The organism is Streptomyces sp. NPDC046985 (genome assembly GCF_040644415.1).
In the GTDB taxonomy this organism is placed as follows: Bacteria; Actinomycetota; Actinomycetes; order Streptomycetales; family Streptomycetaceae; genus Streptomyces.
On sequence record NZ_JBEYWK010000005.1, the window covers coordinates 203,784 to 216,333 of the forward strand.

Genomic DNA, 12,550 nt, shown 5'->3' on the forward strand with positions numbered 1-12,550 from the left:
GCGGGGCGGGGCAGCGCGGGGCACGTCCCCCGCGGTCAGCCTTGGTCGGCCGCCCTCGCGGTCAGCCGTACGTGTAGAAGCCCGAGCCGCTCTTGCGGCCCATGCGGCCGGCGTCCACCATCCGCTGGAGCAGCGGGGGAGCGGCGTACAGCGGCTCCTTGAACTCGTCGTACATCGAGTACGCCACGGAGGCGACGGTGTCCAGGCCGATCAGGTCGGCCAGCTTCAGCGGGCCCATCGGGTGGGCGCAGCCCATCTCCATGCCGTTGTCGATGTCCTCGCGGCTGGCGATGCCCGACTCGAACATCCGGATCGCGGAGAGCAGGTAGGGGATCAGCAGCGCGTTCACCACGAAACCGGAGCGGTCCTGGGCGCGGATGGCGTGCTTGCCGAGCACCTTCTCGGTGAAGAGCTGCGTCCGGCTCAGCGTCTCCTCGGAGGTGGTGAGCGCCGGGATCAGCTCGACCAGCTTCTGCACCGGGGCCGGGTTGAAGAAGTGGATGCCGATCACCTGGTCCGGGCGCGCGGTGGCGACCGCCAGCTTCACCAGCGGGATGGAGGAGGTGTTGGACGCCAAAATGGCGTCCGGCCGGGTCACCACCTGGTCGAGGACCTGGAAGATCTGCGTCTTCACCTGCTCGTTCTCCACCACGGCCTCGATCACCAGGTCGCGGTCCGCGAACTCGCCGAGGTCGGTGGTGAAGCTGAGGCGGCCCTGGGTGGCGTCCCGTTCCTCCTCGCTGATCTTGCCGCGTTCGGCCGCCTTTGCCAGCGAGCTGAACAGCCGGGTGCGGCCGATCTCCAGAGCCTCGCCGGTGGTCTCGGCGACCTTGACCTCCAGGCCGGCGCGGGCGCACACCTCGGCGATGCCCGCGCCCATCTGGCCGCAGCCCACCACTCCGACGCGTTCGATGTCGCTCACATCGTCCCTTTCGCTGTGCTTCCGCTCGCTGTCTCGGCGCGGGGCAGGCGGCGCCTGTGCGCGGCGCCTGCTCCAATCGTGCACGTTACCCCTTGTGGCGACGGTGATCGATCGCCCGGGTCGGGCATGCTGAGCCGGTGCACGATCCGTGACGAAACGGATCCACGGCGTACTGGGGGCGACCGGATGGGCCGCGTGACACGACGGGTGTTCACCGCGGCCGCCCTGTCCGCGCTGGCGGCCTCGCCCAGCGCCTTCGCGCTCCCGGACGCGGCGCCCTGGCCGCCGGACGCGTCGCCCCAGCCGCCGGGCGCAGTGCCCGAACCGCCGAGCGCGGCCGGTCCGTACGGCCGCAGCGGGGCCGCCGAGATGCGGGGCATGTGGCTGGCGACGGTGGCGAACCGCGACTGGCCCTCGCGCCCCGGGCTCGACGCGGCCCGCCAGCGCGCCGAGCTGACCGCCCTGCTCGACGCCGCGGTGCGCCGCCGGCTCAACACGGTGATCTTCCAGGCGCGCCCCTCGGCCGACGCCCTGTGGCCCTCGCCGTACGAGCCGTGGTCCCAGTGGCTCACCGGCGTCCAGGGCGAGGACCCCGGCTGGGACCCGCTGGGCACGGCGGTGCGGGAGGCGCACACGCGGGGCCTGGAGCTGCACGTCTGGTTCAACCCCTACCGGGTGGCCCTGCACGACGACCCGTCTCTGCTCGCCGCCTCGCACCCGGCCCGCAAGCACCCCGACTGGGTCGTCCGCTACGGCGGGCAGCTCTCCTACGACCCGGGCCTGCCGGAGGTGCGGACCTTCGTGCAGCGGGCGATGCTGCACGCGGTGCGCGCCTACCCGGTGGACGCCGTCCACTTCGACGACTACTTCTACCCGTACCCGGCGCCCGGCCACGCCTTCCCCGACGACGCGTCCTTCGCCCGCCACGGGGGCGGCTTCGCGAGCCGGGCCGCCTGGCGGCGCGACAACATCGACCGCCTGGTACGCGAGACGGCCGCCGGGATCAGGGCGGTCCGGCCCGGCGCGCGGTTCGGCGTCAGCCCGTTCGGAGTGTGGCGCAACGCCGAGACCGACCCCCGCGGCTCGGCCACCCGGGCCGGGGCGCAGGCGTACGACGACCTGTACGCGGACACCCGCACCTGGGTGCGCGAGGGCTGGATCGACTACGTCGTCCCGCAGGTGTACTGGAGCATCGGCAAGGGCGCCGTCGACTACGCGGACCTGGTGGCCTGGTGGGCCGGGGTCGCGCACGGCAGCCGCACCCGCCTCTACATCGGCGAGGCGCTGTACCGGCAGGGCGCCGCGGGCGAGGGCGCGGCCTGGAGATCCCCGGACGAGCTGTCCCGCCATCTCACCTTGGCCGGTAAGCACCCGGAGGTCCGCGGACACGTCTTCTTCGCGGCGAAGGACGTGGCCGCGGACCCCTCGGGGGCCATGGCGCGGGTGGTCGCCGACCACTACGGCAAGCTGGCCGGGCCCCCGCGCTGACGCCGACCGGCGGCCCCGGGCCCTCCCGACCGGCAGCGCTGGGGCCCGACCGACTGGCGGCCCGGCGGCTCCGCCGGGCGGCGGACAGGGCCAGGCCGGCGGTGTCTACTGCGGCGGGCCCTGTTCCTTCCTGTGCCGGATCTGGCAGTCGGGGCCGGGGGACATCACGGCCTCGTGCCCGTCCGGGAAGCGGACGCGGTAGGGCGGGCTGCCCTCCGAGCCCATCACCTCGACGACTTCGCTGACCTGGTCGTGCTGGCCGACCACCCGGCCGTGCTGCACGATCTGGTCGCCTTTGGCTGCGCGCATCTGCGGGGCCTCCTCACCACGTGGGGGAGCAGCGATCCTCGGCTCTGGGAGCCGGTGGGCGTGTGCGGCGCGGAGCGCGGCCGGAACCGGACCGCGGCCGGAACCGGGTGTGCGGTCGGCACCGGTGCGATGCCGGTCGGCCGCGCGCCCGCTGGGCGACGGCGCTGCACGCGAGAGCGGCGGCGGCCGTCAGCGGACGGCCGACGTCAGGCGCCCGCTGGGGAGCAGCACCGACCCCACCAGTGTGGGCAGCGGGTGCGCCGACTGCAACCGGCTCGCTCCGGGGACGCCCGCGGCCGCCCCAGGATCTGTCCGGCCGATCATTCGACTGCCCCGCGTCCACTGACTGCTCTTTGTCCACCTGCGGCACGCGCCCCTCGCCGGCCGCGGGGACGCGCTCCCGGCTGCTGGGTGCGCCCGCCGACGCCGCGGTGTCCCGCCCACGGCGACCGGACCGCGGTTCAATCGTTGGTCAAGAGACGGTGAGGCGCAGCCCAAGTCGTCGTATGGGTTCTGCATACGGTCGCGGCCGCAAAAGGACAACGGGGCAGCACGGCCGCATTTGCCCCACCCTCGGCTGACTACGGTGTGCGAGTCCGGCCGTTCGCACGACGTTCGCACGACACACGGGGGAGAGGGGCGACGGTGGAGGCGCCGAGCCGTTCGCGCAGAGGGGACCACGCCGAGCCGGGGCCGCCCTCGCCGCCGGGCCGGGATCCGGGCCCGGAGGGAGAGCGGCACGCGCCGCGGTCCCGGCTGAGGGACCTGGTCGACGCGGCGCCGCCCGCCGCGCCCGACGACGGACGCCCCGGCCCGAAGCCCGGCGTCCCCGCCTACCGCACACCGGTGTTCGTGCCGGCCCATCCTCGCTCCGTGGCGGCGGCGGGCGCGCACGGCGCTCCCGTCCGCGTGCCCTTCGTCGTCTTCGAGCTGTTCGAGCGCCCCGCGCACGGCACGGTGGCGTTCGCCTTCACCTCGCCCGAGAGGCTCGCACAGGCGCTGGGCGAGGCGCAGCCGTGGGTCGCCACCGCCCTCGGCCCGCTCGCCGAGAGCACGGCCGAACGGGGGATCACGGTCCTTCTCGACCCCCGGGTCGCGCCCGGACAGCACAACTGGCAGCCGGCCGACCTGGCCGCGTACGCGGGGGAGACGCGCGGATGACCGCGGACTTCACCGTCGTCTACGACGACCTGTCCGCGCTGGCGAAGACCTTCCACGAGCAGGCCGGCGACTACCGCGAGCTGCACGCCGCCGTGGCCCCGCCCGTGGCCGACGGCGGCGACCCGGGGCTTGACCACTCGATCAAGGCCATGGCCGATCTGCTCATCAGCCTGCACACGGGCCTGGCGGACCGCATGGACGACCACGGCGACAAGGCCGCCTACGCCCGGGACTCCTTTCACCGGCACGACGTGGACGTGCACGGCGTTTTCGAGGATCTGACGGCGGGCGACGACTGATGGCGGACAGTTGGGTCGGCGGCGACATCGGCGGGCTGCGCACGATGGCCGACACGTACAAGAACGCCGAGGGAAAGCTCGACGACGTGGTCACGCCCTTGACCCGTGCGGTCGACAAGCTGGTCCGGGACGCGAGCTGGAAGGGGGAGGCGGCGGAGGCGTTCCGCGCCAAGTGGACGAAGGACGCGATCACGGCCGGCGCCTTCGCCGTCCTCGTGCACGCCGCGGGCGATGTCCTGGGCGACCTCGCCGACGCGCTCTCCACCTGCGAGAGCGCCCTCCAGAACGCCGAGCACATCGCGGCCCGCAAGGGGGTCCCGATGGCCGCGAAGGGCGTTCCGGCGCCGCTCGTCACGTCGCACCCCGAGGTCGTCTCCGCTCTGCGCGACTACCGGACCGCGCGGACGGAGATCCTGCACACCGCGCAGCACGCGCGGCTGACGGCGGCGGACCGGCTGCAAGGGCTCTACCACGAGGTCACCGAGCCCGGCGCGGGAGTCTCCGCGGGCGACAAGATCACCCTCGTGGACGCGCTGCGCGGCCTGTACGCCTACGACGCCGAGGACGCCCGCGCGTCCGGCGCGAAGGCCCGCACGCTGATCGACGGCGCGAAGGACGAGGCGACGGCGGCCAAGAAGGAGCTGCGCGTGGAGCGCAGGGCCTACCAGAAGGCGGGCAGGGCGCTGCCCAAGGACCTGCCCGCCAGGAGCGCGTACCGTGACGCGGTCTCCCGGGTCGAGTCCCTGGAGGACGACATCGCCCGAGCCGACCACGGCAGCACCGAGCTGCCCTACGACCGCCAGTTGAACGTCAAGCTGGCCGACGCCGCGGAAGCGCTGCGGCTGGGCAAGGGACTGGAGAGGCTCCCGGAGTTCCTGCGGGAGGTGCCCGTCCTGGACGTCGCCGCGGCCGGCGCCTACGGGCTCCTGGAGGCGAAGGACGACCACGACAAAGGCTGGTCGTGGCAGCACTCCGTCGTCGTCGACGGCGGCGCCGCCCTCGGCGGCCTGGCCGTTGGAGCGCTCATCACGGCCGCGGCCCCCGTGGAGGGCGCGGCGGCCGTGGCGGCGGTCGGCGTCGGGTCGGTCGTCCTCGCCAGCGACGTCCTCGACCACGCCTTCCACGAACACTGGCGCGAAGACATCCACGACCACGGAGTGGTCGGCGGCCTCCTGCACGGCGGCGGCGACGTCCTCGCGGAGACGGGGGACGACGTGGTCCGACTGAAAGACGACGTCTGGCATGGCATCAAAAGCATCTTCTGAGGCGGCCACGGCCGCGCGGGCCGCCGAGATCCCGAAGCTGCCCGGACTGGGCAGGTCCTGGTACCGGCGCGGGGCGCTCTACTGGTCGCGCCGCGTCCTCACCGGCGTTCTCTGGCTCCTGCTGCTGGGGGTCGTCGGCTACCTCGTGATCCGCCTCTACCAGTCGTTCCGGACCGAGCTGCCGCCCGCCGCCCGCCTGGCGTGGGACTGCGTGCAGGGCGCCGCGGCCTGTGCCGCCCTGGTGTGGGGCTGGACGGCGGAGCGCCGACGGCACGCCGAGCGGCTCCTGGATCCGCCCACTCCCGACGAGTCCCGTGCGCGGCGCCGGGAGCGGGCACACCGGAACCGGGGGGTGACGGCGGCGGCCCGCGTCCTGTGGCTGATCGTGCTCCCCGTCATGCCGTCGGTGTTCGCCTACGGCGTCGGCGCGTTCCTCTCCGCGCTGACCGTCGGGGAGTCCGCGGCCGAAGTCGGCGCCCGCCGATGGCTGGAGGACCGGCGGACGGGCCGTCGAGGCGAGTGACGCGGCAAGGGAACCGGCGGCTCAGTCCCCGTCCGCGCCGTCCCGCGTGTAGTCCGTGACCAGCAGCAGGTCCTTCGCCGGGCCGCCCACGCGCCACACCGTCCGCCAGCGGTGCGCGTCGCGGACGGTGAACTCGCCGCGGTAGAGGTCGGCCGCGCAGGGGTGGTCCGCGACGCAGCGGCCCGACGTCAGGTCCAGGTCGTGGAAGGGCCGCCCGTCCGCGAACCGCACCTCGGCCGAGCCCGGCCCGGCGCCGGGCAGGAAGCGCAGCGTGCGCTCGGCGGGACGGGCCGCGCCCCGCCAGACGAACGTCCCGGACTCGCGGTGCACCAGCCCGGCGCCCGCCGACCGCTCGAACACCGTCACGCCGGTGAACTCGCCCTCCTCGCCGCTCGACAGGTCCCGGACGGCCCGTGCCACCCGCCACCGTCCGGCCAGATACGCCAGCGCGTCCGGCACCGGCCAGAACTCGTCCATCGCCGCCCCTGCATCCGTGGCTCCGGGCACGCCCTGCCGCCGTGCCCCCGCCCATCCTGCCCCACCCGGCCGGCCCGGCGCCGAATTCATTAACCCGCGGATAACGCCGAATACGGCTCTCGTTTCCCTGTCGGTCACGGAATTCACGAAAACCGCGACAGAAGGCTTTCATTCATGCATTGTTCACGGGCAGCGATACAACTAACGTCAAAGACCGCCCGTCTAATCGGTGCACAGCGGCGCGCGGGGAGTCGATTTCCCGTACCGGGCGCCGACATTCCTCATCCGACCGGGGACTTGCCGAGAAATGGACCGATCCACCCTGCGGAGCAGACCGCGGCCCGCCGCCGCGCTGCTCGCCGCGGCCCTCACCTTCGCCGCGTTCTGCACCGGCGACGCCCTCGCGGGCAGCTATCCCTTCGGGCCGCGCACCCGCAGCGTCAACGACCTGGGCAACCAGTACGTGCCCTTCCACGCCCACCTGTGGGACCTGCTGCACGGCCGGGCCCAGGGCGGCCTGCTCGTCAACTGGCAGTCCGGTTACGGCGCCAGCTTCCTGCCGGACCTCGGGACGTATCTGAGCAGCCCGTTCGCGCTACTCGTGGCGCTGTTCCCGCGAGACCGGATCGACCTCGCCGTCTACGCGGTCACCGTCGCGAAGACGGCGACCGCCGGGGCCGCCATGGCCTGTCTGCTGCTGTGCCTGCGCCCCGGACGCTGGTGGGCGGCCGGACTCCTCGGCGCCGCCTACGCCCTGTGCGGCTGGTCCGTCGCCGAGGCGTCGTACAACCCGATGTGGCTCGACGGCCTGATCGCGCTGCCCCTGCTCTGCCTGGTCGGCGAGTGGGCGCGCACCGGACGGCGCCTGCCGCTGGGCGTGCTGATCGTCGCGGGCGCCTGGATCGCCAACTTCTACACCGCCTACATGGCCACGATCGGCGCCGCGCTGCTGCTGCTGCTGCGGCTGTGGCTCACCGGCACGCCGCGCCGTCGGGCGCTGGCCGTCGCGGGCCGGGCCGCCACCGCCGTCGCCCTCGGCGTGGGCCTGGCCGCGCCCCTGGTCGTGGTGGTCTACTTCGGCACCCGCCACGCCTACCCCGGCCGCGTCACGCACTTCGCCCCGGTGTCCGCCGAGGACTGGCTGGCCCGCCTGCTGCCCACCACGTACGGCTTCGCCTCACCGGCGGTCTTCGTGGGCACCACGGCGCTGCTGCTCGCCCTCGCCCTGCCCTTCCACCGGGCCGTCCCCCCGCGGGTGCGCGCCGGATGGACGCTCCTGGCGGTCGCGGTGGCCCTGTCGATGCAGTGGAAGCCGACGCACCTGGCCTGGCACGCCTTCGCCACGCCCAACGGCAGCCCGTACCGCCAGACGTTCGTGCTGTGCGCGCTGCTGGTGATCGCCGCCTGGCACTCGCTCTCCTACGGCCTGCCCGACCTGCGCGCGCTGGGGCCGGCGGCCGCGCTGCTGGCGCTGATCGCCGCCGTGGCCGGCGGCAGCCCGCTGGTGCGCTCCTTCGCCTGGCCGGTGCTGCTGCTGGCCGCGGCCGGCGCGCTGACCGGACTGCTCCTGCTCCGCCGCGCCGAGCGAGACGAGGCCGGGGGCGCCCGCCTTCCGGCCGACCGCGCCCACCAAGCTGATCAAGCCGACCGCGCCAGCCGCGCCGACTCCGCCGACCGTGCCGGTCGGCGCGCGGTGCTCGGCGGCCGGCTCACCGCGCTCGCCGGGCGACGCACCGCGCTCGCCGGGCTCGCCGCCGTTCTGCTGGTGGGCACGCAGCTCGGCGAGGCCGCCGCCACCTACGGCGTGGCCGACCGGCTGCGCCTGGCCCACCTGGACGACTACGCCCCCTGGGGCGCCCGCCAGCAGCGGCAGGCGGACGCCGTCGCGCGGGCCGACGACTGGCCGCGGAGCCGCACCGACCCGGGCCGGGAGCAGACCGTCGGCAACGACCCGCTGATGGTGGGCGGCGAGGGCGCGCAGTACTACAGCAGCCTCACCGCCGACGTGCTGAGCCGGATGCTCACCGGACTCGGCGGCGGCTGGACCTCGCGCGGCCGGAGCGTGCAGAGCCTGGACAACGCCGTCACCGACGCGGTCTTCTCGGTGGGCGCCCGGGTGCACTCCCCGCCGGACCCTCACCAGCGCTGGAACCCGCAGGGCGGCGGCCCGGTCACGGTGTCCCGGCAGGACGTGCCGCCCCTGGTCACCGTGCGCCCGGCCGTCCCCGCGCACACGCCGACCGGCCTCGCCGCCTTCGGCCCCTCGCCCTACCGCAACCAGGAGCTGCTGCTGGGCGCCCGCGTCTACACCGTGCCCCGGATCACCGTGCGCACCGCCGCCGGCCGGCCGCCTCAGCGCAGCCGCGACGACCGGCCGGGCCTGCTCGTCGACGGCCCGCGCCACGGCGCTCCCGCCGCGCGCCAGCCGTCGATCACGGCCCGATGCACCGCCGGCAGCGAGGTCTACCTGTGGGCGCCGCACTTCGCGGGCACGGCGCGGCTCACCGGCGACGCGGGGGCGGGACCGGGGCCGGGGCCGGTCGGACGGTTCCGGTCCGACCACCCGGTCACCAAGATCGCCGCCATGGAGCCGCTCGGCGCCGTCCCGCCCTCCGGGCGGCTGCGGATCGAGCTGTTCCCGTCCGGGACCGGCACGATCCCGGACGGCGCGGTCGGCTGCCTGGACACCGCACGGCTGCGCGCCGCCGTCCAGCGGCTGAAGACCACCGGCGCCACGTCGGTCAGCGTCTCGGACGGCGAGGTCCGGGCGACGCTCCCGGCCGGCGCCCGGGGGACTGCGGTCCTCGCGGCGCCCCGGATCGCCGGCTGGCGGTGCGCGGCGGGCGACGCCCCGGTCGTCCCCGCCGGGCAGCGGTACGGGCTCATCGCCGTGCCGCTGCCCTCCGGATCCACCGCGCCGACCACCCTCACCTGCACGTTCCGCCCGCCCGGCCTGCGCCTGGGCCTGGCCGTGGGCGGCGCCTCGCTGCTCGGCTTCCTCTCGCTCGTCCTGCTCGGCGCCCTCGCCGCCCTCCGCGCCCGGCGGGCCGGGCGGCGCCCCGAACACCCGCCGACGACCACACGCCCACGCGAGCGCGCGACCAGCGCTCTCTGACCGCCCCCGGGAATCACCATGCTCATCTCGATCGTCGCGCCCTGCTACAACGAGGAAGACGTCATCGAACGCTTCCACGCCGAGGTGCAGAAGGTCGCCGAAGCCCTCCTGCCGCTCGGCCACGACATGGAGTTCGTCTACGTCGACGACGGCAGCCGCGACCGGACGCTCACCCTGCTGGAGCGGCTCGCCGACCGCGACCCGCGCGTCCGCTACGTCTCCTTCAGCCGCAACTTCGGCAAGGAGGCCGCCCTCCTCGCCGGACTGCGCCACTCCTCCGGTGACTCCGTCGTCGTCATGGACGCCGACCTCCAGCACCCGCCGGAGCTGATCGCCCGCATGGTCGAGCTGCGCGCACAGGGCTGGGACCAGGTCCTCGCCCGGCGCAGCCGACGCGGCGACCGGATCACCCGCACTCTCACCGCCCGCCTGTACTACCGGATGGTCAACCGGCTCGTCGACGTCGAACTCGTCGACGGCGTGGGCGACTTCCGGCTGCTCTCCCGGCGCGTGGTGGACGCCGTGCTGGACCTGACCGAGTACAACCGCTTCTCCAAGGGCCTGTTCGCCTGGGTCGGCTTCCCCAGCACGACCTTCGAGTACGAGAACGCCGTGCGGGAGCACGGCAGCAGCTCCTGGACCCTGAAGTCGCTGCTCAACTACGGACTCGACGGGCTGCTGTCGTTCAACAACAGGCCGCTGCGCGCCGCGCTCCACCTGGGCATGACCCTGCTGCTGTGCGCCGGGCTCTACACCGCGTGGATCGTGGGCGCGGCGCTCGTCAACGGAGTCGAGACCCCCGGCTATGTCACCATCATCACCGCGGTCACGGCGCTCGCGGGGGTGCAGATGGTGATGCTCGGCGTCATCGGGGAGTACACCGGCCGGATCTACTACGAGGTCAAGGGCCGCCCGCACTTCCTGGTGAAGGCCACCAACGTGGATCGGACGAAGGACCTCATCCCCTGATGCTCACCGCCCCGCCCCCCGCGCCGCCGCGCCCGATGCCGCGGCAGATCGCGACGTTCGCCGCCGTCGGCGTCGTGAACACCGCCACCTATTACGCTCTTTACCTTCTGTTCCTCACGCGTTTCCCCTATCTTCTCGCGCACGTCCTGGCATTTCTGCTCAGCATGACCGGATCCTTTTTCCTGAACGCGCGATTCACCTACCGGACGCGGCCGACATGGCGGAAATTCCTGCTGTTCCCGCTGACGAACGCGGCCAATTTCGTCCTCACCACGGCGGGCGTCTACGTGATCGTCGACGTGCTGCACGCCGGGAGCAGGTTCGCCCCGCTGCTGGCGTCCGCGGCGGCGATCCCGGTGACCTTCGTCATCTCCCGCCGGATCATGCAGTGACGAAGGCCGGCTGAGGGCTCTCGCCCGCACGGTCGTGGACGAGAGTGTCGTCCGGGCGCCCGCCGACGGCGCCGGACGATCACCTCGCACACGGCCCAGGTGTCACCACCGATACGTCACAGGCGGCGCCGGGGCCCGTCCCTCGTAGGAGCGGAGCAGTTCGCTGAGCAGGCGCCCGCTGGTCACGTCGTCGGCCGCTCCGGCGGGCGGTTCCACGCCCAGCGCGCGGTAGAGGCCGCCCCGGTGGAGCAGCACCGCGCAGTGCACCTCCTCCGCGAACCTGCGGCTCTCCGCCACCGTCGAGAGATAGAAGACCACCGTGCCGACCGCGCAGCAGGCCAGCCAGATCCCGGCGTAACGCCAGGGCAGCAGCCCGGCCAGCGGGGCGGCGGCGAGCGCCGCCACCAGGTGCCGGCACCGGTTGAGGACCGTGGTGCTACAGGCGGACAGCCGGGCCGTGGCGTCCTCCGGGAGGGTGGCCACCAGCGGGCGCCACACCACGGTCAGATCGAGGCCGAGGTGGTGTTCGAGCCGCTCGCTCACGGCCGCCAGCGCGTTCCCGCAGGCGGTGAGCCGCGTCATGCGCGCGGAGGGCCAGCGCCGGCTCCCGGCGGCGCTCCCCTGTCCGAGGCGCCGGTCCTCGACGCCGAAGCGCGTCTCGTCCGCGGTGAGGACGAAGGGCCGGCCGATCCGCAGCGCGTAGCGCCGGCGCCGGCCGCTCTGCACGGCCAGCAGCCGGGCGCCCAGCCGGAGCACCGGGCGGCGGCCGCGCACCCAGCCGTCGGAGCACAGCACCGCGAAGAGGAGATCGGCCGCCGCGGAGACCAGGAAGGCCGTGGCCACGACCAGGGCGACCGCGGCGACGATCAGCAGTCCGGGGCCCACGGCGCGGCTCTCCGCGATCCGGCGCCAGGGGGCGGCCGACGCGCAGTGAGCGGAGCACGGGTGGCTGAGCAGGTAGAGCAGGGCCAAGGCCAGCCAGACCAGCGCCGAGGCGCCGAGTGCCGCCTCACGCCAGCGCGAGGTCAGCGGCTCGATGAGAGGCTTGACCAGACTTTCCATCACGGCGCCGACCGCAGTGCCAGGGCCGGGTGGGTCGGGCAGTGGGTCAGGCCCAGGGGCTCCCGGTACGTTCCCGGCACCCGCGTGTCGCAGTCGGCCGACGGGCACTCCCACCAGCGGGCGGCCGGATCCCTCCCCGCGACGGACAGCACCCCGCCGCGCTCCCCCTCCCGTTCCGCCTGTTCGCACGTCTCGACCAGGTCGGCCAACGGGTCGTCACCGTCGATGACGTCGCGCAGCCGATCGACGAACTCCCGCCGCCCGAGGTGCTCGCCCTCCCTCCACAGCAGTTCCAGTGCCTCCTTGGCCTCCGCGCCGACCGCCGCCCAGCCGGGGCGCCGCATGGCCGCGCGTACGTATGCCTCCTCCGCACAGCGGTAGGGTCTCCGGTTCGTTCCACCCGGATCGTCGGAAGACGCCTCGGACGCCGAGGTATCGATGACCCACCTCCGATGGTCGCGGCGGCCGTCGAGGGCGTCGCCGAGTCGGACAAGCACACAAGGATCAATTGGCCGAAAATATGGGGAACATGGTGCCAGGAGATGTCCGACAGTAAAGCCGTTTCGCT

13 protein-coding genes are annotated in these 12,550 nt (G+C 74.0%); 8 read left to right on the forward strand and 5 right to left on the reverse strand.

Annotated elements, in window-relative coordinates:
* Positions 1–61: 61 nt before the first annotated feature.
* Positions 62–922, reverse strand: a complete 861-nt coding sequence (locus ABZ861_RS08615) for a 3-hydroxybutyryl-CoA dehydrogenase (RefSeq protein WP_361625855.1) — start codon at positions 920–922, stop codon at positions 62–64.
* Positions 923–1,108: 186 nt separating this feature from the next.
* Between ABZ861_RS08615 and ABZ861_RS08620 the strand changes: the two genes are divergently transcribed.
* Positions 1,109–2,410, forward strand: a complete 1,302-nt coding sequence (locus tag ABZ861_RS08620; protein ID WP_361625858.1) for a family 10 glycosylhydrolase — start codon at positions 1,109–1,111, stop codon at positions 2,408–2,410.
* A gap of 105 nt (positions 2,411–2,515) precedes the next feature.
* Here ABZ861_RS08620 and ABZ861_RS08625 read toward each other — a convergent pair whose 3' ends face one another.
* Positions 2,516–2,719 carry a DUF1918 domain-containing protein gene (locus ABZ861_RS08625; protein ID WP_361625861.1) on the reverse strand — a complete coding sequence of 68 codons (204 nt, stop codon included), beginning with the start codon at positions 2,717–2,719 and terminating at the stop codon, positions 2,516–2,518.
* Between the two features lie 645 nt (positions 2,720–3,364).
* Between ABZ861_RS08625 and ABZ861_RS08630 the strand changes: the two genes are divergently transcribed.
* Genes ABZ861_RS08630 through ABZ861_RS08645 form a run of 4 tightly spaced genes read left to right on the forward strand, consistent with a single transcriptional unit; the run spans position 3,365 to position 5,967 of the window.
* The gene (locus ABZ861_RS08630) at positions 3,365–3,880 is read left to right on the forward strand and encodes an SAV_915 family protein (protein WP_361625864.1); all 516 of its coding nucleotides are present in this window, start codon (positions 3,365–3,367) and stop codon (positions 3,878–3,880) included.
* A complete protein-coding gene (locus tag ABZ861_RS08635) occupies positions 3,877–4,179 on the forward strand; it encodes a DUF6317 family protein (protein WP_361625867.1) in 303 nt (100 codons plus the stop codon). Before ABZ861_RS08630 ends, ABZ861_RS08635 begins: the two co-directional genes overlap by 4 nt.
* Positions 4,179–5,444, forward strand: a complete 1,266-nt coding sequence (locus ABZ861_RS08640; protein WP_361625870.1) for a hypothetical protein — start codon at positions 4,179–4,181, stop codon at positions 5,442–5,444. The genes ABZ861_RS08635 and ABZ861_RS08640 overlap by 1 nt, the downstream gene beginning before the upstream one ends.
* On the forward strand, positions 5,422–5,967 hold the full coding sequence (locus ABZ861_RS08645) for a hypothetical protein (RefSeq protein WP_361625873.1): 546 nt from the start codon (positions 5,422–5,424) through the stop codon (positions 5,965–5,967). The genes ABZ861_RS08640 and ABZ861_RS08645 overlap by 23 nt, the downstream gene beginning before the upstream one ends.
* 21 nt (positions 5,968–5,988) lie before the next feature.
* Here ABZ861_RS08645 and ABZ861_RS08650 read toward each other — a convergent pair whose 3' ends face one another.
* Positions 5,989–6,444, reverse strand: a complete 456-nt coding sequence (locus ABZ861_RS08650) for a DUF6314 family protein (protein WP_361625876.1) — start codon at positions 6,442–6,444, stop codon at positions 5,989–5,991.
* A 307-nt stretch (positions 6,445–6,751) separates the two neighbouring features.
* Here ABZ861_RS08650 and ABZ861_RS08655 point away from each other — a divergent pair, with 307 nt between their 5' ends.
* The 3 genes from ABZ861_RS08655 to ABZ861_RS08665 are packed head-to-tail and all read left to right on the forward strand — an operon-like array spanning position 6,752 to position 10,920.
* Positions 6,752–9,559: a YfhO family protein gene (locus ABZ861_RS08655; RefSeq protein ID WP_361625879.1), complete on the forward strand. Its 2,808-nt coding sequence runs from the start codon at positions 6,752–6,754 to the stop codon at positions 9,557–9,559.
* A gap of 18 nt (positions 9,560–9,577) precedes the next feature.
* Positions 9,578–10,528: a glycosyltransferase family 2 protein gene (locus ABZ861_RS08660; protein ID WP_361625882.1), complete on the forward strand. Its 951-nt coding sequence runs from the start codon at positions 9,578–9,580 to the stop codon at positions 10,526–10,528.
* Positions 10,528–10,920, forward strand: a complete 393-nt coding sequence (locus ABZ861_RS08665; protein WP_361625885.1) for a GtrA family protein — start codon at positions 10,528–10,530, stop codon at positions 10,918–10,920. The genes ABZ861_RS08660 and ABZ861_RS08665 overlap by 1 nt, the downstream gene beginning before the upstream one ends.
* A 102-nt stretch (positions 10,921–11,022) precedes the next feature.
* On the opposite strand, the gene ABZ861_RS08670 is transcribed toward ABZ861_RS08665, so the two are convergent.
* Complete coding sequence (locus ABZ861_RS08670) at positions 11,023–11,985, reverse strand: hypothetical protein (protein WP_361625888.1); 963 nt, start codon at positions 11,983–11,985, stop codon at positions 11,023–11,025.
* Positions 11,982–12,326 (reverse strand): hypothetical protein, encoded by a 345-nt coding sequence (locus ABZ861_RS08675; protein WP_361625891.1) that lies wholly within the window; start codon positions 12,324–12,326, stop codon positions 11,982–11,984. Before ABZ861_RS08675 ends, ABZ861_RS08670 begins: the two co-directional genes overlap by 4 nt.
* Positions 12,327–12,550 lie beyond the last annotated feature (224 nt).